This window comes from Thermoclostridium caenicola (assembly GCF_900142095.1).
Classification (GTDB): Bacteria; Bacillota; Clostridia; order DSM-8532; family DSM-8532; genus Thermoclostridium_A; species Thermoclostridium_A caenicola.
Genome location: NZ_FQZP01000013.1, coordinates 1 through 24,533, shown reverse-complemented (window position 1 = coordinate 24,533; position 24,533 = coordinate 1). Strand labels below are relative to the sequence as shown.

Sequence of the window (24,533 nt, the reverse complement as noted above, 5' to 3'; positions counted from 1 at the left end):
GGAACCTCATGGATGAAGTTCCTCTCTTTAGTGGATTTCTATGAAACTTGTTACGTTATAACCGTTATCGTTTGCCTGTCAGGATAAACTCGGCATATTCTTTCTTGTGTTCATTAAGAAATACTACTAATTCATAAAACCCCATTTTATATGCCTCTTCCTGTACTCTTGGCAAGTCAAACATATTGCAGGCACCGCTGTCCCGTATGGCCATAATCTGCCGATAAATCTTATCAGTTATCAGATTCTCGTTACCCATGTCCTACACCTCTGACTTCTCTGCCGCTGAAATTGAATCTCTTACCGCTTTATTGAGAAACGAAATATCAAAACCCGCATCTATATAGCCCTGCCGAATCACCTCGTAATAGTAACGACTCGGTGCTCCCAAAGGTCTACCTTCATTCATGATATACACCATTGCGGACAACCACTGTCCTTTGAAACGCACCTTAACCGTTTCTTTCCTGTATAGATGCGGATAGCCTTCATAGCGGTCCAGCGCTTCCTCGTCATAAGGCGTGATTCTCCAGAGCAGTACCGGCACGCTTCCGCCTTTTTGCCTTTCTATCGTCGCCACCGCGCCTCCATTGCCGCCCCGGAATAACAGCCGGTAGCCTGTGAGTTTTGCACTCCCCAGCACTTTTGCCGTCGGGCAGCGGTATGCCATCTGCCTTAAGTTCAGATTGCTTCCGTATGCTAAATATATGGTTCCTTTTTCTTTGCTCATCGTATCATCCTCCTTGTATTTACCAAGGCAGGGGCGGAGATCCGCCCCTGCGCTTGTCTATCTATGCCGCCCGAAACCGCCATGCCGCGTTGCCGCCCAAGTGTTTGCAAAGGTGCTCCCGACAATTTTTGAACTCATCACCAATAAGTCCTATGCGGTTGAGATATGTCCGCATGGCAAACTTCTCGTTCTCGACCTGCGGCTTTTTGCTGGAAGCGCATTTTTGCGTCAGCGCCTGATGGTTGAGCGCCAAGGCAAGGACGATGTAGCTCCTTATTATCCCGGCGTGGAGTTCGCTGTTGAAGCCGCGAAGCTCGATCGTACCGTTGCCGTTGAAAAAGCTGTGCAGATTGAGAAAATAGTACCGACTTCCATGATATCGCTGGCTGCGGCTTTCGCTGTAACCCTCATACCAGATGCTCTCAATGGCCGCCATGGTCTTCGGCTTGCGGCGGTTTATCTTCTCCACCAGCGCCGCGTCCATCTTCTTGCAAAAACGCATCCTTTCCGGCTCAATCTGCAGCGCCTTGTAGAGCAGGTCGTTCTTGCTGGCAATGATGTTGATGAAGTTGCGGATGCTTCTTGGCGTGTGGTTTGCGCTGTCAAGATGGACATGAATTCCTGCACTGCTGTTGCTGAAGCCGCCCGCCTTGCGGAGCCTCCTGATCAGCTCCTGCAGGGTTTCAATGTCCTCCCGGTAGGTGAGTATGGGGCTTACCAGCTCCACGCTGTATTCCCGGCCCGCCTCCACAATCCGGCCGCGTTCCTTTTTCTGCGTCCGGATGCTCCCGTCGCTCATGAATTTCCAAACCCGTCCGTCCGGCGCGATAACTTTCTGCGTGTTGTAGTAGTCGCTGCCGCTTTCGACCCTCCCGCCCAAAAACTCCGCGGCGACCTTTGCCGCCTGCGCCCTTGTAATACCTGTAAATTCTACCTCGATCCCGAATCTCGTTTCAAGCATTGCGCCATTCTCCTCGCTTTCTCTGTGTTTTCTGCCCTTCGGCAGTGTACATTAGGCCATTGAAAACACAGGATAGCAAGGCAATTCTGCATGAGTTTCCGCAGGATTTTGAGCAATTTTTCGCGTCTTAATTTGTGTACATTTACAGCTTTCTGATCATGTCCGCGCCATAGGCCGCGCCGAGGGTTGAACCGCAGTCCCAATCCACAAAAATAGTCCCTATATCATCCACAAATGAAACAGTGCCTTGATCTCCCGGTTTCAGCGCGGCGTACGGATCATCCATGCGGATGAGCTCCACGCGCGTTCCGGGCGGATATTCCTCTCTCAGCCTTTGAACAGTTTCTTTTGAAGGAAAGCCTCCTGCGCTCATCTTTCAATCCTCTCCTCCCGGATAATATGCGGCGTATTTGGGATAATCCGTGTCGTCCGGCATCACCAGGACTCCGTCCGGCCGCCCGCGCCGCTGTACCAGCAGGCATTGCCATACCCCGTCTTCGTCAATGCGGCAGAGTTCCTTATTTTCCTCGATAAACCGGCGGCCGACGCACAGATCGGCAATAAAGTTCTCATAGTCAATCTTTGAAAGCCCGATAGTTTTCACAACCGCAAAAGGCTTTTCCTCCTTATGCGGATGCGGTTTTCTCAAATCCTCGATCGCAAACGGACGCCGCACAAAGAAGGCGGTGTTTTGAAAATCAGTCATCTCCATCCGCCGCCTTTGCTCTGCCTTTCCGGTACGCCCCGTTGCCGGACAGCCTTGAAAGCAGCACCTTGCGCTCAGTTCTGAATTCATCCCCGATAAACCCCAGCCTAAGCAGGAAGCAGCGGAAGGCATACTTTTCATTGTCCGCCGGTTTTTCGGCAGCCAGCACGCGCTTCTGTGTCTTTGCCTGTTCCGCCATCTGCCTTGCAAGCGTGATATATGTCTGCACCTCGTCGGCATTTAAAGTCGCATTCCAAAAAGGGAATGTGATTTCGCCGTTTTCAGCCGAAACTTCAATATTGCGCTTGACAGACAGCGCTTTCTTGAGCAGCGTTTCCTTGCTTGCCAGCAGGTTTTTAAGGTTTTCAAGGCTCGCCTCGCCAAAGCCGTGCAAAGCAAGCGCAATCGTCATGTTTTCCTCCGCTGACAGCCCGGCGATATTCATCGCGTCGATCACCGGCCTGACGCTTTTGATTTTGTCAAGGCCGATTTCCGGCGAATGCACCACGCTGTTCCTGTCAACCGTCCAGCCATCAGCTTCGTAGGTAAAGCCCGGCGCTCCGGCATAGCGCACCTGGCCTCCGAGGGCCTCGGCGATTATTGCGGCAATGACTTTCCTCTCCTGGCCGGCAACCTTCTGTGAAAAGCGGAAGCTGTTATTTCTCATTCCGTACACCTCCCTCCGGAAAAGCTGAAATTGCTCTGATGATCATAAAAAATCCCACCTTTCTTTATTGGCGGGGTACATTAACGCTCTGTTTTAAGGGGAAAGCAAGGACATTTTTAATCAATCTGTGTTTCCGCGTAAGGTATTTTTTCACTACCTGTTACCAAGAATACTGAATCTGCGCCAAATTGTGAAACATAGCGCTTTACAATCACATCGCAGTATTTCGAGTCAAGCTCCATCATAAAACAAACCCGCCCGGTCTGCTGTGCCGCAATCATTGTCGTACCAGAACCACCGAACAGGTCAAGAGTTAAATCTCCAATATGGGAACTATTGAGCATTGCCTTTGCTACAAGCGATACCGGCTTCATGGTAGGGTGCTCCTCCGATACTTTAGGACGGGGTATCTCCCAAACATCTGACTGTTTACGGTCTTTAAGCGGGCAAAGGCGTGTTCCTTCAAGCCAACCATACCAGATCGGCTCGTACTGGGTATGATAGTCCTTTCTTGATAGTACCAAGCTGTCTTTTTTCCATATAATTGTGCTCGACCAGTGATACCCTGCCTCCCGCATGACGTTCATCAAACTGCCCCATTCCTGAGCACTCATTACCACATAGGTCATGCATCCGGCTTCAGAAACCTCTTTCATGCATTTAAAAGCGCGCAATAAAAAAGCGCCGAATTCTTCGGTGCTCATATTGTCATTTAGAATTTGTCTTGGCTTCCAGCTTGGATGCCTGGTATCTGAACCGTAATCAACATTCCATGGTGGGTCGGTGAAAACAAATCTCGCCTTTTGTCCGTTCATCAGCTTTTGCACATCTGAAAGCATGGTGCTATCACCGCACATCAGACGGTGGCTGCCAAGTACCCATATGTCGCCCTTTTTGGTAACCGGAGTTTTAATCTCTGCAATTGCCTTTTCTGTATCGAAATTATCCTCTTTGACATTAGCGGCTGTTTTATCACGGAACAACTCATCAATTTCCGAAGCATCAAACCCGGTAAGAGAAACGTCAAAACCATCTTCATTTAAATCCATAAGCAGATCAGTCAAAAGCGGAATATCAAACTCGCCGCTGATTTTATTCAGTGCAACATTGAGTGCCTTTTCCCGCTGTTCATCCAAATCAACTACAACACAGTCGATCTCCTTGTACCCCAAAGCTGTAAGTACTTTATAACGCTGATGTCCGCCGACAATGTTCCCGGTGCGTTTATTCCATATGACCGGCTCTACATACCCAAACTCTTCAATAGACCGACGTAATTTTTCATATTCAGGGTCACCAGGCTTTAAATCTTTCCGCGGATTATATTTAGAAGGTTTTAGTTTTTCTGCTGGTATTTTCAGTATATCCATAAATCTTAACCCTCCAGTTTGACGGCTTTTTCACCGGTGAATTCCTCCCAGCGCTTAACAGCTAAATCACAGTAAACAGGGGATAACTCCATTGCGTAGCATTTGCGCTCGGTCTGTTCAGCCGCAATTATAGTGGTGCCGCTGCCTGAAAACGGCTCAAGCACAATGCCGCCTTTGTCGCTGTGCATTTTGATGCACCGCCATGGAAGCTCTACAGGGAACATTGCAGGATGCTCCTTGTTTGCCCGTACAGTGGTCATCTCCCATATCCCAGCATAGCCCCATTTCTTGCGTTCTTCCTTTGTAAGCCGTTTCACAAATTTATAACTGTGTCCCGCAAAGGCTGAAAGCCATACATATTCCTGATCGTTATATTCCTCAACTTCTCCTTTATTGCTGAAGGCTGAAATATACTCATACTGCTGAACCGGCTTGTTTGAAACAAGATGATAAGGTCCTACACCGAAATTTTGCCCTTGTTTCTTCCAAATGCGGATCCAGATAGGGCGGTAACCATTGTCCAAAAACATATTCACACTGTAAACACTGGTGGGTTCAATAAACTGAGAGCCGGTGGCATAGAGATCACCTAAGTTCCAGCAGACAATATCTGCATACCTGCACAGGTTTCTAATCACTGGGCGTACTGTCTCGAACCATGGCTCAATCCCGGCTTTTTCATATTCTTTGCCTACCCCATATGGAGGGGAAGTAACCGCCATTTGAGCATGCGCTCCGTCCATGAGCTTTGCGAAGTCAGCCTCGCTCGTGGAGTCGCCGCACATCAAACGATGATTCCCGAGAAGCCAGATATCGCCCCGCTTCGTTACCGGCTCGCGCTGCACGATTTCCTCGTGCGCCTTGTCTATGTCGAAGCTGTCCTGCACCGCTTCCTTGGAGTACCATCGGCTCAGCAGTTCGTCGATTTCAGATGCGTCAAAACCGGTAAGCGAAACATCAAATGCACCTGCGTCCAACTCAGCCATCAGTTCAGCCAGTTTATTCTCGTCCCACTCTCCCTGAATCTTATTAAGAGCAAGGTTAAGCGCTTTTTCCCTCTGCGGGTTAAGCTCCACTACGACGCAGTCGATTTCGGTCTGCCCCAAATCCAGCAGCACCTTCAGCCGCTGGTGGCCACCTACCACATTGCCGGTCTGACTGTTCCAAATGACCGGCTCGACATACCCAAACTCCTCGATGGAACGCTTAAGTTTTTCATATTCCTTATCGCCGGGCTTTAAGTCCTTGCGCGGATTATATGCCGCGGGATTCAAAAGCTCGGCTTTGATTTTCTGTATGTTCAAATCAGCCACCTCTTCTTGCCGTAAGCAGCCGCTCCATAGCGTCGTCGTGGGGCGTCGCGCCTTTATAATCCGACGCACAGTTTTCGCGCACTACTTGGTAAATCTGATACCACAGGTTGTTGGCCTGCTTCATGAAGCTTTGGCTCATGGCCACATAAGGCGAGGGAATGGCGTTGCCGGTGGTCGGATGCTTGGCAAGAAAGCCAAACTCGGTAATGCATTCCTCACACTGGATCCACCGCGCCACGCTCTGGGCATATTGCTCGATAAGCTGCGCAGGTATAAGATGATCACACCGGCGTTCCTTAAGCCACCGCCATGTTTTTTCGTATATTTCCACCGCCAGTGTTGTTTTTCCGTTCTTCTGCTTTGCGGCAAGATAATCCCTCGGCGGCGGCATGTTCTGTCCCTCCAGATCCGCAGTGTCCGTAAACTCCATTACCATAAGCTTGCGTCTGCCTGGATTTCCTTCCAAAATCTTATCCGCCAGAGGTTTTTTCTTCTGTCCCGCGCCAATACGCGCTCCGCCGCGGCTGGTACCGTCCTTTGCCATACACATCACCTCGATTCTATAAATAATGGCATTGTGTTTTTCACAAGTTCTCATGAATTAATGCGAAGAATCTGCCGGTTGATATTACATGAAGATAACTGGTAAAGCTTTTTCTATCAAAAACATAGTTAAGCTTATAAGTTTTCGGGATACTATGCAGCCTTTTTGTCGTCTAAAGCGTATATAGGGTGAAGGAGGTGGAGCGAATGGCATATAAGTCCTGCCGGCCAGAGGACTTTGAGGTGTTTGTAACAAAACATGAAAACAGGCTTTATCGCACTGCACTTGCTATTACAGGAAACGTATCCGATGCCGAGGACGTGGTGCAGGAGGCATTTTTGCGTGCTTACGAAAAGGCTCCCGAATTCGAATCGGAGGAGCATGAGAAGGCATGGCTTATCAGGGTAACAGTAAACCTCTGCAACAGCTGTCTGCGATCCCCTTGGCGAAAACGTACGGAACCGCTTCTTGATTCATATCCTGCTATGGATCTGAAGCAGCATGAATTGTTGGAGCGAATTCTGGCCTTACCGCCCAAATACCGCACTGTCATCCATTTGTTCTATTACGAAGGTTATTCCATTAAGGACATTTCCGGTCTGACCGGACAAAAGGAAGCTACTATCAGAAGCCATCTGACTCGTGCCCGGCAAAAGCTCAAATCTGTTTTAAAGGAGGACGATTATGAAAGCATATAACGAATACATGAATAAAATATCGGTTTCTGACACACTGCACCAGAAGCTCGTGTCTTGTGCTACTGATGCCAGACCTGTTCGCTGCCCGTTCACGGTTAAACGCTATGCCATAGCCTTTGCCTGTCTTGCCGTTATCTTATTGAGCGTTGTTACAATGCCTCAGCTACTACAACATAATGTGACACCGACGCCGTGGAATAACCCGTCTGTTTCGCAGCCCAGCGAAGATGCAGCCTCACCCGACACGTCAAGCAAATACACTCTGTATTTCAATAAAGCCGATTTTCGGGCCGCAGCCGATATCGCTATCCCGGGACATTTCTGGCAGGAACTGACTGATAAAGAGCTGAAGGCAGTTTTTCCCGGCCTGACAGAGACGCACAGTATTACGGCCACCGCTAATTTCCAAAGCGATGAAAGGGGAGCCTCCCTATTCAATATTGATGCCCACGCCGTATCTGCCACCGGACTCAAGACATATATCCAGCTAGCACCCGGCGAAGTCGTACTCGACTATAAGTTTGATGTCGAAGCAAGATCCTCAGACGTTCTTGGAACAGCGGTTACAGCGGGCTATTTTGAAACCAAACCAAACAGTAAGGGGCTAAGAAACGTCATTTATTTTGCATACTTCAAGCTTTCCGGTATAGCCTACTATGTTGAGCTTGGCGGAGCGGAGGCAGAAAAGGAAGCTCTTAAAGATGAAATCTCTGAGTTAATCGGTCTTCTGATTGAAGGAGGAGCAGCCGATCTCAGCGTACTCCATCCTGTCGTACCCGAGCTGCGCGAGGATCGGCTTAATCTGGATGAAGCTCACGCAGATGCCGATTTCGGTGCGTACCTACCAGCAACACTCCCAGAAGGGTTTGTTTTTCAGGACGCTTTGCGCTTTATCAATCAAGAGCGGAATGAACTAAATGTCCGTTGGGAAAAGGGCATGGGGTATATCGATTGGCGTGTTTCATATCTTGATGGTAACGACAAAGCGCGTATCACATCTGTTGCCGACAGGAAGAATTACGACCTTTCGCTCTATCCCATTCCCCGCGCCGACTCAGTACCCGACGATTTACGGGAGATTGTTGACAATCCAATCTTCCTTATAGACGAGCTGACGCTCGATGCAGTACGGGCAAGGACTTATGAGGTTTCGGATTCGGGTGATCAGCCAGATATTCGAATGAGATTCGGCGTATTGTACGGGAATGTTCTGGTGGAACTCAGTGTCAAAGGCGCTACGCCGGAAACTATGTTTGATATACTGCAACAGATTAAGAAATAACGTATATTTTTTAATGGGAGCGGTTTGTGGAAGCCGCTCCCATCCTTTTTATTCCGAGAATCTACTTGATAGTTTTAATCTGACCTGACACCTTTTAATTGCTACAGCCACATCGCTTGTATGTGCACCGCCTCTGTTTGTACCGTCCTTTGCCATACACATCACCTCGATTCATGTAAAAATAAACAGGGGATATACCCCGTTTGAAACTGCGATTTTTCGCGCGTGACCCCCCGCCCGTTGCACAAAACTGCTTCACCAGAGATTTTGACCCCCCCTTCGTCGCAGCGCCCTCCGCTCATCGCTTTCACGCAAGCGCGAAAGGCTTACCGCTTCAGGGCTGCTCCTCTCCCCAAAAAGTCAAACGACTTTTCGGGGACCCCATTATTTTCTTGCCCATCGCTCTCCTTCGCGGGCAGTAATCGATGAGTGGCATTGTTTGCACAGGCTCATAAGGTTACTGTCTGCATTGGTTCCGCCTTTGGATAAAGGGATAATATGATGTACCTCTTCGGCTGGTGTTAGCCTTCCGTACTTTTGACACTCCTCGCAAAGCGGATGCTCTGATATATATCTGTCCCTGATGCGTTTCCATCTCCGGTCATAGCGTTTTCTTGTTTGGGGATCTCGTTCATATTTGTTGTAATAAGCATCCATTTGCCTTTGATGCGTGTCGCAGTACCTTCCGTCCGTCAGCTCAGGACAGCCGGGAAAGGAGCAAGGCCTTTTTGGCTTTCTTGGCATCTGGCCACCTCCTTTTCGGGTATTAAAAAAGCCCTCACAGGTTCATCCCATGAAGGCTTATCCATAACTTTTCACAATACCATTATATTTGGTTTTTTACTGAATTTCATCTCATAAAAATCTCATCTGGAATACTAAACAGCACAATTGCTTTTCACCCATGGCATCCTGCCGTTATAATACTTATCGGAGATATACCGCTGCATATCGGGTGGTAAAGCTGCAAGCAAAAGATAAGCTTTTTTTCTGTCTTCCTCTAAATCTTGGGTGCTCTTATAGAATGAACATTTATCTTGCTGACACTTGCGTACAGTCAGTATATTGCAGCCATTCCTTCCGTTGCTGCCAAAGCATTTGTCAACCATCTTCCCTCACTCCTGTTTTATGGCATAAAAAAGCCCCGAAGGGCTTATGCGTTTTAATGACATTTTTTCATGATATCATTATATATGGGATACCTGTGTTTTACATCTCATAAAAATCTCATTTCTACTTCCCGTATAAAAGCAGTGCCAGATGATTAAGCGCCTTGTCTTTCCTGCGGTACACCTGTGCTCTTTCAAGAAACAGCTTCTCTCCGATGTTTGCTACAGCTTCTGTCTTGCTCACATCATTAACAAAAAATTCTGTCAGTATAAACTGTTCTTCCTCCGACAGGGCTTCCCAAGCAGGCTTGAACCACTCCATATATTCCAATGCCCGCCTGTAACGTTCTTTCAACACATCAATCTCGTCAAGGCAAGCAGCAAGGCGTTCTTCGCCGCTTTTGGGATTGTGTTTGCCCGGAACTCCGGTAATCTTTGCACTATGAGGGCTTGTCATACGGGTTTCAACTTCATATATATCCTCATCACTGTGCTCGATAATGTACTGCATGCTGCTGTAATCTTTCAAAGCTTCAACAGCAGCCGCTTTTTTATCTAAATACTGCCATGCAATCAGCATATCGCACCTCCAAAAAATCAAGATAAAAAACCTTGATCTTTGAAGCAGTGTGCTTTTTTTCGTTGCTTTGCAGTGCTTGTTTCCTTGTTCGTTATATCTTCGTTCTTTGCAGAAGGCCATGCTTTTCCAGAATAACCTTCACCTCATCTACCGAATGGACAACCGCCGCCACTCCTCCGGCATTGAGGATTTTTTTGATGGTTGCTTCCTGCAGTTTTGTTGTCTTTCCCGATGGGGTTTTTACTTCAAAAGCTATAAACCGCCCATTTACACAGGCAATAATGTCTGGTATTCCTGCTGTCCCGTACATACCGCCATGTTCCTTCCAACAGAAACACCCCGGTACTGTCTTTAAGTACCGCAGGATTTTAGTCACAATACTCTTTTCAGACATAACCGCTTATCCTCCAAAAATGTTACCTTTTCCCCTCTTGTTACCCCGGTATTTCTAAAAAGGTAACTTCTCAAACCCGCTTTACAAGCGCATTTGCGGATTTTGTTACCTTGTTACCTCTTTTTTGGGGTAGGTATAGACACAAATATTTATATTTTTTTATTTTTTATTTTTCAAAAAATAATTTCATCTCTCGCGCGTATATATAAAGTTGAGGTAACAAAGGTAACATAGGTAACAAGTGGCTATTCATCAGCGTTTCGGGTGTTACCTTTTTGTTACCTTGTTACCTTTTTTGAGGTTAAAGAGGCTCAATATCTGTGATCTCAAAGCCGCTCACATCGCATCGCTCTTTCAATATCGAAAAATCAAGAGCCCACGCTTTCTTAGTTTCGTTCCCGAAACGCATCGTTTTATTGCTCTCCAGAAAAAAGTCACTTTGCCTCAATTGCTTCAGAAACTGGTTATACGGAAGACATTCACCTGTGATTGCATAATCGCGTCTGTACTTGGTATAGCGGTCATATACATCACAGAAACGAATCCCGATAACATTGCCTCCTTTATCAAAAGTGTAGTCTTGATTCGGAGCCAGTTTCATCCGGGCCATGATTTCCAGCGTCTGTTCTACAATAGTCTTGTTGTTGCTGCCGCCATCCAGCAAGTATTCCTGCACACCGTTTTGAAGATATCGAATACACGCCCCTTTGTTAATGGGAAACACTTCAGACCATGTAACATTAAGGAATTCACACAGTTTGTTTACTAGGCTCAATCCGGCATAGCAACAGGCGAGATTATTGACGATACGGGATGGAAACTCATCAGATATCTCTGACTTTGCTTCCTCATACCATTTCTCCGCATCCACGGGCGATACTCTGAGCGCTATATCCAGCAGGCTCCGACCGAAGCTGCCCAGCAGATCCGCTTTTGCACACAACTTATAAAATGCTTGCCTGTGGCTGGCCGGTTTTAAGTCCTTCTTGCTGAAAAGCAATTCAATGCTTCTTTCCCTGATAGCCGCTTCATCCGGCGATTCCTCACCAGCTACAATAATAGGTGCCAACAGTTCATAAGTAACAGCACTTTGATCCGCCCGGCCGCGGACACCTTCGTGCCCGTCATATGCATCACGAAGATGGTTGTATAAGGCATTAAGCTTTAATTTGTCTATCTTTGAAGGTTTGAACTCATCCATCAGCTGTGGTATCAGATTTGATGATGCAGATTCCTTCATCAATGTAAATGCAGTAACCTGTGTAGCCGCGCGAATTTTACTGCATGAAAATACCGGCAGAATAACCCGCTCCAATGTATTACTCTTTCCGCTGCCCTGTTCTCCGACAAGCAATAAGTGTGGAAACTTAATGCCTGTTTTTTTAAGATGCGGTTTAATAAAGCATCCGGCTACCCATGCCATCACTGACACCGTTTTTATAGGTTCGTTATAGCTGAGGATCCACTCTCCAAGCATGACAAGCTGTTCCTTTGTCAATGGTTCAAAGGTAAGGATATCGGTTGTTATGCTTTTATACTTATCAAGCTGCACAATATCTTCAACAATTTTACCTCCCGCTTCAATGGCGCCGTCCGTTGAAACATAGACCATCCGTCCGCCATGCTCATAAATTCCAAGAGCCTTGACCCCTGTCTTCCGTACCCATTCCATTTCGGATATATAACCCTTCAGCAGTTCCAAATCCCCTTCAGAGCCAAAATAGCCTAAGGATATTGTCCGGCGGTTCAAGATATTTTTAAATTTTTGGATGTTATTGAAGTCGGTGGTCATAAAGGTCTGACGGTATATTTCATCGCGGGTTGTAACAAGATCGGCGGTCATCTGCGTTTCGTCTTCCGATACAATCATCTCCACCGGCTGGATGATAAAGTTTGTTATAGGATACACGCTTTCGCCTTTAGTGCGGTAATACCTGCCCTCATATTCAAAGATAGCTGACTCGCTCTCGCGACTGTATACGTTCTCTGTGGTTTCGATGGCCTTATCCAGTGTTTCCTGTCCATAGGTTGCACCGCTTGCATGATGTACCGTATCCCATTTTTCCCGGAACAACCCGGATTTTCTGAACAGCCTGTCCATCTGCTCTTTGTTTTTACCCGACCAGAAAGCCAGCATACAGCAAAGGGCAAGGTCAGCTTCGGACTGGCTGGGATAGGCCGCTTCCTGCCATTTTCCTTCCCATAGCAGGTTAAATTCCTTATGGTTTTCGGCTGTCCGGGCTTTCTCCAGGATTTCCTCATCCGTAAGCGGTTCTAGCTTTGTATTCTTGCGGTTTTTCTTACTTTTCCCGCTCCGCTTCTTACTTTTGATATAGTTATCATGTATCCAGGCCAGTGCCCCGTTATCTTCAGTAATGTAATCAGGAGTCCCTGGCAGTCGCTCGCCAGTCATTGTGAAGTACCTGCTGTGAGCATACATTTCAACGCCGGTTTTTGTGTTTTTATTGCCTTTGGCAGGCATCTCCCCTTTATAGAAGATATGAAGCCCGGTTCCTGAAGGACTGATTTCCGTATAGGACGGAAACCGCTCAAGGATAGCCTTGGCGGTATCGTTTAATTCCCCAGTATTTTTGTCGCGGCAGTGATCGATGTCAACTCCTACTAAGCCTCCTCCTTTTGCGAACACAAAACCCAATCCGGTATAGAGGTATTGTTCTTTCGCCGCAATCGCATCGTCAAGGGTCGACCAGTCGTTTGGGTTAGTGCTTGAGGCCTTTCTGCCGGTTAAGGGATTATAAGGGATTTTACTGTCTTTTCCGTCTTTTGTGTTTGGTTCCAGACGCCAGCAGATCCATTGCTTCCGGTCAGCCAGTTCTTGAGGGAATGAGATGCTCACTGACACCGCACCTCCTCGCATCGTTCATTAAAATACCGGATCGGAATGCTGCGCTGCTTTGCCTTCTCAATTTCAATGGACATTCCTTTAGTAATCTTTCTGCCAAACACCCACACTTCAGAACACTTTGACATCAGCACCATGCCAAAAAACAAGCCCAGATCCCGCATTTGTTCGTCATCGTCGTCCATAAACTGCGGAAACAAGAGGTGCGGAGCAATAGGTATGCAATTCCTGCTCACTGCAAAGCGGCAGTACCCCTGAGCCTTACGGATATTACGTTCTATATCTCCAGCATATGGGCTGCAGATAAATACCATCGGTCTGTAAGGCGCTTTCCTGGCCTCTCGCTCAATCCTAAGCAATGCTTCATAAGGTGTGGGGTCGTAATATCCTTCCGCGTTAAACTTGCTGATACTCATGGTATTACCCCCTGCCTATGCGCTTTTTTGTTCACGTTCGATTACAGGCAATATACCTTTCTTGTTTTTAAGAAGGTCATAGATAAATAGCCTTCCTTTTTGTGTCCAATATGTGTGCATTACGCTTCTTTCTGCATTAATAGCATGAGTCTTGGACTGCGTGTATCCTTGATCGGCGTACTCCTGATATAAAAGCCAGCAGTTTCCCATTTTGTACTGTACTCCAAGCTCATGAAGCAGCTTATTGAAAGCGCGGCCAGACATTCCGTAATCCTTGGCAATCTTGCTGATCGGCACAAGGCTTTTATTTTGCAATATGAGATCATAATAGCTCGCTTTGGGCTTCAACTCACTGATAATCTGTTTATTCTTTGCATTCTCTATTTCTAAAGCTTTCCGTCTGTCGCGTTCTGCCTTCAGTTCAGAGAAAATCCTGATACCATACTCCGGATTAGAAATCATCTCTTCGATAACTTTATCTGTAGCATAAACTCCATATTTTCTGATCGTGGGCAGCACTTCATCAAAGACCCATCTTTCAAAGCGTTCAGCAGCAGGAAGTTTGCTACGTATAATGAGACGATATAGATTTCCCTCTGTAATATAAGTCCGTTCAACATGCTGTTCAGTCGAGACACCATATTGATTTGTAGTTAAGGTGACCCCGTCGTGTTTCACGACCCCGTCTGGTTTGCAATGGCGTTGTATCGCATCACGAGGGTTACTATATCCTAGCATCCTTGCACAATCCGTTGCAGGAAAGTATTCCTTTCCATCAATAACGAGTACTTTAAGTTCTCCAAATTCTGTATTCTTAAAAACCTGTAAGTTATTCATAACATCAATCCTCCATTTCTTTCATTTCTCCAAAATTTCTCCCTACCGAAGCCTCTGCCACAATAGGTACATCAAATTCAGGGAAGGGTTGTGTTTCCATACACTCTTTTATAAAAACAACTGCTTCGTCCGCCTTGTCTTCCGGTAATTCAAAAACCAGCTCGTCATGTATCTGCAGTATAGGTTTCAGCCAGAGCCTTTCGGGAAGTCCACTGATGATGCGCCCACAGGCAAGCTTTAGAATATCTGCCGCTGTACCTTGAATAGGTGTATTTAATGCGCACCGCTCGGCAAACGACTTCTTGCCCCAATCTGATGACCGAATTCCCAGCAGGTATCTTCGCCTGCCCAGCCATGTTTCTGTATAGCAGCTTACAGCAGCCCGCTTTTTTACCTCATCCTGCCATTTGGCAAGACCGGGGTATCCGGATTTCAAGTTTTGAATGATGGTCTCACATTCGGACAAAGTTGGGTTCAGCCCAGCTTTAAATTTAAGTGTTCTCTGTAAGCCAGTAGGAAACAGGCCATAGAACACACCGAAATTGCAGTTCTTTGCAATGGTCCTACGCTCTTTATAATGTGGAGCATTTTTGTCTGCTGCCTCCTCAAAAGGAATGCGGTAAATAACAGAAGTGGTCTGAGCATGGATATCACCGCCAGTACGATAGGTTTCCAGCATACGTTTGTCCCTGCAATAAAACGCTCCGACGCGCAGTTCTATCTGTGAAAAGTCAAGGGATAAAAGAACCTTTCCGGCTGGCGAAATGATAAATTTCCGTACGCCTATTGGGTCATTGTCTTTCTGCGGACAATTCTGCATATTCGGGTTTCTTGACGCAAATCTGCCTGTCTCTGTCCCCAATGGTATAAGGTCCGGATGAATCCTGCCGGTATCCTCATCAATAAATCGAAGATACCCGTCTATATAGGTGGATTTGAGTTTTCCCCACTTGCGGTATTCCTGCACCAGTTCAAATAAGCGAGCAAGTTCAGGCCTGTTGGATTCACACCATCCTTTTAATAGGATCATGGTTTCATCATCGGCAGCTTCCTGATGTTTTGCGGTCGTTTTCATGACCGGAAGACCGAGATCCACAAAAAGATATTTTTTAAATGCTGAAGTTGAAGCATTTGCCCCAATCTCTACATTGCCGATAATTCCGGTAATCTCTTTTCTGATACTGACAATCTTTTCTGCGGCTTCCGCTTGTTTCTTCAGCATGGCTGACTTATCCACCAATATGCCGTTATACTTCATTATCCCGACATATACTGATGTAGGCGATTCTACCTCTTCCACAATAGTTCTGTGTTTGGGTAAAAATCTATCAAACCACTGATTGAAAACATGATACAAGCGAAGAGTGTAGTCGCTGTCAGCACAAGCGTAGCGGACAGTCTTCTCATCCTGAGGGTTCAATTCATCGAAAAACCGACCTTCAGTAACCGTTGAGAATTCTGTCATTTCTGCTTTGCAGAGTGCAGGTGCAAGCGTTTTTAATCCGCTGTCAGCAAGACTTCTGAACTCCCACTTGCTTTTTAATGTAAGTTGTGATGCTGCAATCGTGTCATAGCAAGGCTTTTGAAGGACGATACCTCTTGCGTAAAGGAACATAGACTCAAAAGCCAGATTATGAGCAACTTTTATTACATCTTTTGATTCGAATAGTAATTTCAGATAATCCCATATTGCCGCCTGGTTCTCTGCATTTCGCCCGCTACGATGTTTAAGTGGAACATATATAGCAGTCCCTTCTGATACTGAAAAACTGATCCCTGTAATATCTGCTTTATGAGCATCCAGAGCTGCACTTTTATCGTTCCTCCATTTATCGCGGGGTGACGTTTCAAAGTCGAAAGCAAATAGGACAGTGTTTTTCAGATACTCTTGTATTTCAGACAGCATATAAACACATTTGTATCCCATGCGGTTCTCCTTTCCGCCCTATCGGAGATAGAAGTTACTCTCCGATAGGGCCTTTGATCACTTAAGCGGCTCAGTAATTTCACCTGATTCAGGGTCTACATTTATTACCTCTTCACCGGCAGGTTCAGTGTCATGGCCGACTCGGGTACTGAATGCTTTGACCTGCTCGGAAAGCTTGGATATCAACGCATATTCGTCAGCGGTCAGATTCCGATCTACAGCAAACTGAGCCTGTGAATAGGTGATACCGCTTGAATTGGTCGCCTTTTTCAATGAAAAGCGGGTAACTACGCTGTTCGATTTTTTACCTTTAGAAAGCAGCCTTTTGATGTAGCGGGAAAACTCTTTCAACGATCCTGTTGGCAATGAGAGTATCAACGGGAAAATCTCCCCTTCACGCAGTACATATATCCTGCGGCGGTTCTTGCAAGCTTTGCTGCCGTTTTCCCCCGAACCGAACTGATTATATGGGCATTTGGCACAGCTTCCCCCGGGGTCTCCTTCGCCGGTTATACCATCAAAGCTTCCGCAATCCGGTGGGTTACTGCCTCCGGTATACTTGTCCTTGTAGTATGCATAAAGTGGATGATGATAAAGAATTACCGCTGAGAATTCTTTGACAGTATCAGGTTCTCCGGGATTTTCCCCGGGTACTTCGAATACTGTGCTGCCTGCGGACGGGATTTTTATGCGTTCAAAAGTCATGTCAAGACCGTCAAGTTCTGATGCCATTGCCTCGTCAAGATTGAAATCAGCGAGCTGAAGAAAACCTGTATTTTCGTTAATAGTTACGAGTTCATTGTTTTTCATGCTTTTATACCTCCGTAAATATGAATTTGAAATGTAATCTATATCATTGTTCTTTGAAACTTTGATCTTAGAACCGTTATTCCTTGAGCATTGCGCAATGAAACTATTTACCTTGCCGCTTTTCGCATAGTTACTGTTGTCTTTTCGAAGACATTCACAAGGCCTTTCAACCAGTCGGGAATCTCGTCTCCATTCTCGGCAATCTGTTCTTTAACAAATGCTGACAGAGAATTTGCATTGACTGTTTCATAGATGAGTTCTCCAAAGCCTTTACTGCGTAGTGCGTCAAACAGTTCCTCCTTCATGCCTGCGGCAGCACTGGCTCTTGTTGTCGTTGAAAGGCAGAACATTGTTCCTGCTCTTGTGAAGTTTTGCGTCTCACTGCTGATCATCAGCTCAGACAGACGGTATTCGACCTCGTCAATCTCCGCATTTATGCTTTTCAGTTCCTCTTCAACAGCCTTCTTTGCCTCGCGCAGCTCCTTCAGACGGTCAGCAAGTTCAAACATCGCATTATCGCTCATAGCTTTCACCTCCCTCTGGGGCAAAAGGATTTGCTCCTTTGCGGTAGTCGTCTATCAGCATTTTTGCAAGATCTGCCTTATTGCGTAGAGCAGTCAGGATTTTTGAATCCACAGTACCCTTGGCAATAAGGTAGATATATGTGCAGCCATTCTTCTGTCCAACTCTATGGATGCGGGCCTTTGTCTGCTCGAAATTCGACATGGAATAATCAAGGGAGTAAAATACCATTGTGCTTGCAGCGGTCAGCGTAATACCGAGTCCAGCGGTTGCAATCTGGCCTACAAACACCATGCAGTCGGGATCACATTGAAACCGGTTTACTTGCCCTTGGCGATCCTTAGTCGCACCATAAATACATGCATAGCCGATGTTCTTTTTCTCCAACAACCTGCATATAGCATGAATTTCAGGGATAAACCTTGCTATGACAACCAGCTTATGTCCTTCTTGAATACTGCTTTCAAGGATATCCTCAAGAGCTTTCAACTTGGCATCACTGACTTGCTCGATTTTCCCACCGTCATCGCTTCCGATGAAGCCGCCGGTTAATTGCGAAAGACGAAGCAAGCGTGTCAGTATGTTTGTAGCTGTTACTTCTCCAGCTGCCAGCTCAGTATAGCTTTGTTTGACAAGCTCTTTATATTTCTTTAAAGTGACAGGCTCAAGCTCAATATGGCGAATAATATCGGTGGTTTCCGGCAAATCCAGGCACTCCGCTTTGGTCGCCCGGAATGCAATGCTGTGAATCCTTTTCATCAAATCCTGTTCCATTGATTTTTTCAGCACTGGCGTATGGTTGCCATAGCCAACCATATCGAAGTATCTATTGCGGAACGCATAGAAGCTTTGGCCAAAGACGGCGGGACTCAAGAATTTGTACTGGCTGAACACGTCGATGGCCTTGTTGGTAATGACCGTCCCTGTGAGCAGCAGCCTGTACCGCGCCCTTGCGCCCAGCCGGTGCATGGCCTTGGACGCCGCAATGTTATGGGTTTTGATCTTGTGGCCTTCGTCCGCGATGAGCAGGTCGGGATTCCATGCGGCAAGTTCCTTTTCCAGACGCCATGCCGATTCATAATTGATCACCGCGACTTGCAGGGGAGAGCCGCGCATGTGCCGCAGGGTATCGATCTTCTTTGCGGTGCTGCCTTCAAGAACCGCAAGGCTGTAATCGAAATCCGCGAATTTCTCGAACTCTTCCCGCCAAACACCAAGGATGGAGAGCGGGGCCACCACCAGAATCCTGTGGATTTTGCCAGTCTGATACAAAGCGCCGGCGACCGCAATGCTGGTTATGGTCTTTCCGGTGCCCATTTCCATGAGCAGAGCCGCGCCGGAAGATGCCATCCCGCTCGCCGGAATCAGGCCGAACTTGCCGCATACGAAATTGAAAGCGTCGATCTGATGCTTATACGGCGCGGCTTTAATCGGCATGGGCAGAAGCGGCTTCGGCTGTTCCATCCGTTTTGTCCCTCCCTTCGTCAGGCGGCTTTTCAAGCGTCGCCAGCTTTTTTGCCAGCCGTTTTGACACTATGCTGATGGCGGTCAGGATGCCTACCAGTTCTTCCGTCGTTTCCTCGCTCTGCGTCAAAGCGGCGTTCACGCTTTTTCTCATGTCTCTCACCTCCGTTTCGGGGCAATTAAAAACCCCCTCACAATCCAAAGGAAAGTTTGGGGGTGGTTGATAACCTTAAGTCATCAATTTTTTTAATTTTTCCAGTATGCGGTTACGGCGCTTATGTATGGCCGGTTGGGATACACCTATTTCACGAGCTATTTCGCGTTCCGACTTATCGTTAAAGAACAGCTCGTCAATCAGAACCCGCTCCTCCTCGGTCAGTTCCGAAAGCGCCTTGGACAGCATGTCTAATAACAGCTTGTCCTCGACGATCTCGTCAACCAGCGCCTGCCCGGAAGGAATCTCAAACCCCGCGTCCGCAAACGCTTCGAGCGAGAGCTCCTTTTCCGCGCGAACCTGCCTGCGCTTGCGCTCTCTCCAAGCAGGGCGCTTGAAGGCATAATATACTTCCTTGCTTACCGGAATTTGCCTGCCGTTTATTTCAATAAAATACTCCTTGTCCATCCATTTCCACCTCCTTTCCCGAAAACTCATGGGAAAGGAGGCGGGGAGGGCTGCGGCATCTCTGTAAAACAGCGCAAAGACAAAAGCGGCCGAGTTTACTGAAATCCGTAAACTCGGCCGCAAAAACTATTCTATCAAGCAGTGCCCTGCCTAAGGGTCGTCATCTCTTTTTGCGCTGTATTGTCTTTTTATACGGGGATGGAATCTTTTCCGGCGTATAGCTTTTGCCTTATGTATATTGGCAGAGAACCGCTTGATATTGCATGAAGTACATATCATACAATATCAACCTCTTAAGCTCCAACCTACACGGCAGCACCCGCCATACGCTCAGCTATTATTTAAGTCCGGCAGGTGTTGTCATGCCGAATTTTTCTTGTTTGCGCTTATGGATATTGCTTCATTTTTCCCTTGCGAAATATGGTACAATGTAGATTCCGCCTTTCTTTTTTTAAGATTAACGTTTGTTAACTATGTTTGTTTTATAATTTCTGTTCTGATTTTATTGTCGCGGCGACAAGCCGAATCAAGACAACAATTGAAACTTGGCGGTCTGATTTGGCATGTCCATGTGCATGAAAAGAGGCTTGAGTTTCTCCTATGCTTAAATAGCTGCACCGCCCTGCTCAATAATCCGGCACCTTTGCGCAACGTTGCCTCAGATTATAGATTTCATCAAGCCAATAAGTTGTTTGTCGGTTTCCTCATAACGTTCACGGCTTTTTTCTTCATCAACTTTGTCTTCAGTCTTGACAACATCTGCTTCTGCTTCAATGGCAATACCGACTCTGTTTTCCAAGTATATCAACTTCCTAACATGAGGTACCTTTGCATTTACATTGGTTGATGGATAAAAATCATCTATATGGATTTGTCCGTTTGGCTTGGTTACATTTTGGACTTGTTCCAGTTCTTCTGTGTTGAAATAATCTACTAAGAAATAAAAGACGCTGAAGCGGTTTTGAAATTCCAACGTATCTTTGTTGTAGTAATAATAGTCTGTACGGAATGCCATGACTTCACCAGTTGCGTCGTCCACCAAAACGCTTTGTGTTGTCGTATAATCCCCTTTGGGAAGAACAGGTGAAATAATAGATATATGCAGAACTGATTCTATACTATCTTTATTAAATTGTTGGTTATCCCAATGTGAACCGACACCCGGGTTTTTCTTTACAAACTGAAGCCAATTTTGAAAAAAATAGCTTGCCGGTACGTTTGCTTCATATGGTTGCCTAATAATCTGCGATATATCTATGTTATGATAAACTGCACTGTTTTGTCCTGTATTATCAAGATTAGTAGAAGAGGGAGCCTGAACGCTCGGCTGGTCTAATCCTTTTTCACTTGGGAGAATATTATTGTTATTGATATATGGCTGAACACCTATAAAAGCAATAACAACCACCACCACACATGCGGCAATGGAAACATATTTCCTGTTCAATCTAAAATTGAAAAAAGTAATTTTTGATTTCTCCCTAATTTTTTCTATTGTTTGAACTTCCAGCCGCGGTGGAACCTCAACGTCATCCAATCCTTTATGAAGTGCTTTTTCAATCGAGGTATTCATAATCCGACCATCCTTTCTCAGTTAATATTTTTTTGAGATAATTTTTTGCTCTATGCAATCTTGAGTTTACGGCAGGCTCTGTTAGTTTAAGTATTCTCGCAATTTCTTTTGATGTGTAGCCGTAATAGTATTTAAGCAATATTACGTCTTTATAATCCAAAGGTAATGTAGTTATAATATGATAAAGCTCATCATATTCATCATATTTTGCAGCATCAACGCAATCGTTGCAGTCGAGAATGCTTTCGTCTGTACTATTCCTTAACGAACGGCTTTTTAGAAAATCTTTACACGTATTAATGGCAATTCTTGTCAGCCATGTTTTAAACTCGGATTTGCCACGAAATGTAGAGCGTTTCCTTATTAGTTTAATAAAGACTTCCTGAAAGGCATCTTCCGCGTCCTGACTATTGCGTAGATAATAACGGCATATTCTTAAAACATCTTTTCCATAAGTCTTAACTAAACATTCAATATCATCAAAATCATTCGCCATTAACCTGCTCCCCGATCGGCTGCGTTCCAATAAACGCTCTCCAATTCTACTAAAATATCCCTATTTTATATTAGACGATAACAAAATCGTTTTTCATTCGCAATAAGGCATAAAAATCACCGCAACCCAAATTAAGGATTGCGGTGATTTTTTTACTATAAAACATTTTTCTGTAGAATAAATTACTCTGATATCTTTAGTCTTTGCAGAATCTCCTTGTCTTTAGTCGCAGTTGAGGTTCCAACCGCTAAAACATCACCTGTTGTCGCATCTATCTCTATATTGACATAAGACGCTTTGATTGGGTCAGCACCTGGACGTACCCTTGTAAACGTAAATTCCCCGGTCAATGTTACAAGATATACTTCGCGGTCATTAGCTACAGAGTATGAGGGGCTGAACACGCCTTCTTCAATAAGCAAACCGTGTGTGGTCATAATTGAGTCTATAATGCTGGGTGATAATTCTCCACGAGCTTTAGCAACATCAACAGAAACCTTTTCTATTTCAGTCGAAGACAAGTATGGTCCACCCGATTTGCCTGGCAAGTTCTTTGGCATTTTGTATTCGGATTCAGAAGAAGCGTTCAACGGTAAAGGAACATTTGACACTTTTTCTCCCATGGCTAATGCACTAAAAGCAAGTAAAGCTATTATAATGATTGACAGAGCAGATACTACCATCCATTTGTTTGGCCGTTTAATCATTATCACCACCTCCTAATTTTTATAGGTTTTCCCTAGTTTATATGTTCCAGTGTCTCGCCATTCCCAAACAAAAGGTGAATCATCATACTCGCTTATGCTTCCGGCATCTTTCCAATATTTCCATGTGCCGGCTTTTAAGACTTGCATATACTCTGGATAAGTTGTTGTAAGTGTATTTTGAGAACTTGTTACTTCTGCGCCCACATCAACCGCTAAAGTTCCTGCTGACTGAGTTGACGTACCAACTTTTGTGTAGTCAATATAAGCTCCCCAAGTATTATATGCATCGTATTGTACCTGGTAGTGGTGCAAAGAACCTGTTGAGCCGGGTGTAACTGATGTAACTTTATACTCGTTATACGTTGGTGTGTACTCTGCCCAATACATTGTCCAAATGCTGTCGTCACCTTTCCAGCCTTTAGTTAGGCCAACTTCCACCCATCGGTATTGTTGGTTTTGAGTCGTCACCCATATAACCTGAGAGGTAAAACCTCCATCAACAGTTGTATATTGTGTTGGAGTTTTCCATTGCGCATATCCTCCAAGGAAATTTTCATTAGCGCTTGGAGCATCAACAGTTGCAATGGCGTATAAATTTTGCGCTAAGGCTGGTTCAGCATTCCACCCTACTAAAAATAGGATCGCGATAAGTAGTACAAGTAATTTAGGGGTCTTTGATCTGCCAATAATCCTGTCGAACCGCACAGCTAATCACCATCCTTTTCATCATTCTCGCAATCTAAATAACGGACTAATATTCATAAGCCCAATGAAGTCATCTCCTCTGATTTTTGTTCTCATTAATAAAACAATAGTTATTCAGGCACGTTATTTGATGCTATAAGAGAACGTTTCAAGCACTTCACCACTATTAGCGTCAATTACAACATTTTGATCTGCATACACTGTACCGCCGGCCATCCCTTGTTTCTGTAACGTGACGCCATGATATGTCACAATCCAAACGGGGTAATCCTTTAATGCAATATTAGATTCAGGCAATACAGGCGTTTCTGTATCTGTGAATTTTGCTAATACGGCAGTAATTGATTCTGCTTTCGTGCTAATTTGTTTGCCGACGCTCTCATTTGCTTTCTTAATTGCAGCAGTCTTATCCAATTTTACCGCTTCAGTCAGCGCCTTAACCTCAAAGCCATGATTCTGAAAGTTTGTATTCTCCGTTAATATATTTAAAGAATCACTGCTTGAGGATGCGGAATCGGGCAAGGTTGTAGTTTCAGAGGTAGCCGGAACTGATGGCTCTGGAACATTGTTGTTATTTGTACTTGCGAAAGCCCCGGCAGCCAAACTCACTGTGAATACTGATAATACAGTAATAGCCGCAGCGAGTGCAATAATTTTTTTCATGAAATTTCACTCCTTTTTTTGTTAATAGCGCAATATTGTTGTTATATTAAAACAATGGTATCATCCCCTTTAAAAAAGTCTTTGTTGTCTCTATTGTATTTGACGATTAGAAAACCATTTTTCTTTCCGTAATTTTAAAAAAATAAATTAATATTATTTAAAGTCTGAGTAAAGCGATGCGTTTCAGGCCTTTTCATTGAGTTTTAAATTGATGTATTTATTCCCGCGAAACACATCAAACCATTTCAAACCTCGTCTTTTCCGTCTACACAACCCCTCCCGCCGGAAGCCGCCCCGAAAGGCTGTGGATGTGTTTCCACAAATAATCACACACATAAAAATACAGGGTTTCCCGGCATCTCCGCCGCCAAAAAGCACATTTTCGGCAGATGGCAAATCACCTGAAAGCCCTGTATTCAGGCCGTTTTTCAGGCGCTTATTTGTTTTTTACATTTGTCATCAATGTCACGCACTCAACATGAAATGTACGAAGGAACTGGACGATAACAGTCCGACAAAGAATGATTTGAAAGATCCTAAGACCATAGCCATGCTGGTGAAGGACGGAAGGTAC

Annotated in this window: 28 protein-coding genes; 2 read left to right on the top strand and 26 right to left on the bottom strand. The window is 45.5% G+C overall.

All coding sequences use genetic code 11. The features are described from left to right. Positions 1–64: 64 nt before the first annotated feature. The 9 genes from F3H12_RS05350 to F3H12_RS05310 form a co-directional block, all read right to left on the bottom strand. Entirely contained in the window at positions 65–259 is a 195-nt protein-coding gene (locus F3H12_RS05350; RefSeq protein WP_004400074.1) for a DUF5049 domain-containing protein, read from the bottom strand. Between the two features lie 3 nt (positions 260–262). Continuing rightward, positions 263–730, bottom strand: coding sequence for a gamma-glutamylcyclotransferase family protein (locus F3H12_RS05345; RefSeq protein WP_149678324.1), 468 nt, complete (start codon positions 728–730; stop codon positions 263–265). Between the two features lie 61 nt (positions 731–791). Further along, on the bottom strand, positions 792–1,691 hold the full coding sequence (locus F3H12_RS05340; protein WP_149678323.1) for an amidoligase family protein: 900 nt from the start codon (positions 1,689–1,691) through the stop codon (positions 792–794). A 142-nt stretch (positions 1,692–1,833) separates the two neighbouring features. Further along, positions 1,834–2,064, bottom strand: a complete 231-nt coding sequence (locus F3H12_RS05335; protein WP_013297311.1) for a DUF4314 domain-containing protein — start codon at positions 2,062–2,064, stop codon at positions 1,834–1,836. Between the two features lie 3 nt (positions 2,065–2,067). After that, entirely contained in the window at positions 2,068–2,397 is a 330-nt protein-coding gene (locus F3H12_RS05330; protein ID WP_028306848.1) for a hypothetical protein, read from the bottom strand. After that, complete coding sequence (locus F3H12_RS05325) at positions 2,390–3,064, bottom strand: virulence factor (RefSeq protein ID WP_149678322.1); 675 nt, start codon at positions 3,062–3,064, stop codon at positions 2,390–2,392. Before F3H12_RS05325 ends, F3H12_RS05330 begins: the two co-directional genes overlap by 8 nt. Before the next feature lie 116 nt (positions 3,065–3,180). Next, positions 3,181–4,434 carry a site-specific DNA-methyltransferase gene (locus tag F3H12_RS05320; RefSeq protein ID WP_149678321.1) on the bottom strand — a complete coding sequence of 418 codons (1,254 nt, stop codon included), beginning with the start codon at positions 4,432–4,434 and terminating at the stop codon, positions 3,181–3,183. A gap of 5 nt (positions 4,435–4,439) precedes the next feature. After that, positions 4,440–5,738, bottom strand: coding sequence for a site-specific DNA-methyltransferase (locus tag F3H12_RS05315; protein WP_149678320.1), 1,299 nt, complete (start codon positions 5,736–5,738; stop codon positions 4,440–4,442). Position 5,739: 1 nt separating this feature from the next. Further along, positions 5,740–6,291, bottom strand: a complete 552-nt coding sequence (locus tag F3H12_RS05310) for a P27 family phage terminase small subunit (protein ID WP_149678319.1) — start codon at positions 6,289–6,291, stop codon at positions 5,740–5,742. Between the two features lie 206 nt (positions 6,292–6,497). Here F3H12_RS05310 and F3H12_RS05305 point away from each other — a divergent pair, with 206 nt between their 5' ends. Both F3H12_RS05305 and F3H12_RS05300 read left to right on the top strand, forming a co-directional pair. After that, positions 6,498–6,989, top strand: coding sequence for an RNA polymerase sigma factor (locus tag F3H12_RS05305; RefSeq protein ID WP_149678318.1), 492 nt, complete (start codon positions 6,498–6,500; stop codon positions 6,987–6,989). After that, positions 6,976–8,271, top strand: a complete 1,296-nt coding sequence (locus F3H12_RS05300; protein WP_149678317.1) for a hypothetical protein — start codon at positions 6,976–6,978, stop codon at positions 8,269–8,271. Before F3H12_RS05305 ends, F3H12_RS05300 begins: the two co-directional genes overlap by 14 nt. A 384-nt stretch (positions 8,272–8,655) precedes the next feature. Here the strand turns inward: F3H12_RS05300 and F3H12_RS05295 are convergent, their stop codons facing one another. From F3H12_RS05295 to F3H12_RS05210, 17 genes are all read right to left on the bottom strand, one after another. Then, a complete protein-coding gene (locus tag F3H12_RS05295; protein WP_149678316.1) occupies positions 8,656–9,015 on the bottom strand; it encodes an HNH endonuclease in 360 nt (119 codons plus the stop codon). Positions 9,016–9,504: 489 nt separating this feature from the next. Further along, positions 9,505–9,960 carry a hypothetical protein gene (locus F3H12_RS05285; RefSeq protein ID WP_004400053.1) on the bottom strand — a complete coding sequence of 152 codons (456 nt, stop codon included), beginning with the start codon at positions 9,958–9,960 and terminating at the stop codon, positions 9,505–9,507. A 91-nt stretch (positions 9,961–10,051) separates the two neighbouring features. Beyond that, positions 10,052–10,354: a VRR-NUC domain-containing protein gene (locus F3H12_RS05280; RefSeq protein ID WP_014256659.1), complete on the bottom strand. Its 303-nt coding sequence runs from the start codon at positions 10,352–10,354 to the stop codon at positions 10,052–10,054. 301 nt (positions 10,355–10,655) lie between these two features. Then, positions 10,656–13,211 (bottom strand): phage NrS-1 polymerase family protein, encoded by a 2,556-nt coding sequence (locus F3H12_RS05275; protein ID WP_149678314.1) that lies wholly within the window; start codon positions 13,209–13,211, stop codon positions 10,656–10,658. Next, positions 13,208–13,633, bottom strand: coding sequence for a DUF7768 domain-containing protein (locus tag F3H12_RS05270; protein WP_149678313.1), 426 nt, complete (start codon positions 13,631–13,633; stop codon positions 13,208–13,210). Before F3H12_RS05270 ends, F3H12_RS05275 begins: the two co-directional genes overlap by 4 nt. 15 nt (positions 13,634–13,648) lie before the next feature. After that, complete coding sequence (locus F3H12_RS05265) at positions 13,649–14,470, bottom strand: phage antirepressor (RefSeq protein WP_149678312.1); 822 nt, start codon at positions 14,468–14,470, stop codon at positions 13,649–13,651. Positions 14,471–14,474: 4 nt separating this feature from the next. After that, the gene (locus F3H12_RS05260; RefSeq protein ID WP_149678311.1) at positions 14,475–16,397 is read right to left on the bottom strand and encodes a bifunctional 3'-5' exonuclease/DNA polymerase; all 1,923 of its coding nucleotides are present in this window, start codon (positions 16,395–16,397) and stop codon (positions 14,475–14,477) included. 57 nt (positions 16,398–16,454) lie between these two features. Then, positions 16,455–17,207 carry a hypothetical protein gene (locus F3H12_RS05255; RefSeq protein ID WP_046499199.1) on the bottom strand — a complete coding sequence of 251 codons (753 nt, stop codon included), beginning with the start codon at positions 17,205–17,207 and terminating at the stop codon, positions 16,455–16,457. A 107-nt stretch (positions 17,208–17,314) separates the two neighbouring features. Further along, positions 17,315–17,731 carry a gp33 family protein gene (locus tag F3H12_RS05250; RefSeq protein ID WP_188118392.1) on the bottom strand — a complete coding sequence of 139 codons (417 nt, stop codon included), beginning with the start codon at positions 17,729–17,731 and terminating at the stop codon, positions 17,315–17,317. After that, a complete protein-coding gene (locus F3H12_RS05245; RefSeq protein WP_188118391.1) occupies positions 17,721–19,193 on the bottom strand; it encodes a DEAD/DEAH box helicase in 1,473 nt (490 codons plus the stop codon). Before F3H12_RS05245 ends, F3H12_RS05250 begins: the two co-directional genes overlap by 11 nt. Further along, positions 19,156–19,347: a hypothetical protein gene (locus F3H12_RS05240; RefSeq protein ID WP_014256703.1), complete on the bottom strand. Its 192-nt coding sequence runs from the start codon at positions 19,345–19,347 to the stop codon at positions 19,156–19,158. Before F3H12_RS05240 ends, F3H12_RS05245 begins: the two co-directional genes overlap by 38 nt. A 75-nt stretch (positions 19,348–19,422) precedes the next feature. Then, entirely contained in the window at positions 19,423–19,815 is a 393-nt protein-coding gene (locus F3H12_RS05235; RefSeq protein WP_014256704.1) for an RNA polymerase sigma factor, read from the bottom strand. A 658-nt stretch (positions 19,816–20,473) separates the two neighbouring features. Beyond that, entirely contained in the window at positions 20,474–21,388 is a 915-nt protein-coding gene (locus F3H12_RS05230) for a hypothetical protein (protein ID WP_014256706.1), read from the bottom strand. Next, a complete protein-coding gene (locus tag F3H12_RS05225; RefSeq protein ID WP_149678309.1) occupies positions 21,372–21,884 on the bottom strand; it encodes an RNA polymerase sigma factor in 513 nt (170 codons plus the stop codon). The genes F3H12_RS05230 and F3H12_RS05225 overlap by 17 nt, the downstream gene beginning before the upstream one ends. 182 nt (positions 21,885–22,066) lie before the next feature. Next, on the bottom strand, positions 22,067–22,591 hold the full coding sequence (locus F3H12_RS05220) for a hypothetical protein (protein WP_149678308.1): 525 nt from the start codon (positions 22,589–22,591) through the stop codon (positions 22,067–22,069). Between the two features lie 12 nt (positions 22,592–22,603). After that, positions 22,604–23,296 carry a hypothetical protein gene (locus tag F3H12_RS05215; RefSeq protein WP_149678307.1) on the bottom strand — a complete coding sequence of 231 codons (693 nt, stop codon included), beginning with the start codon at positions 23,294–23,296 and terminating at the stop codon, positions 22,604–22,606. A 123-nt stretch (positions 23,297–23,419) separates the two neighbouring features. Next, positions 23,420–23,959, bottom strand: a complete 540-nt coding sequence (locus F3H12_RS05210) for a hypothetical protein (RefSeq protein WP_149678306.1) — start codon at positions 23,957–23,959, stop codon at positions 23,420–23,422. Between the last annotated feature and the right edge of the window lie 574 nt (positions 23,960–24,533).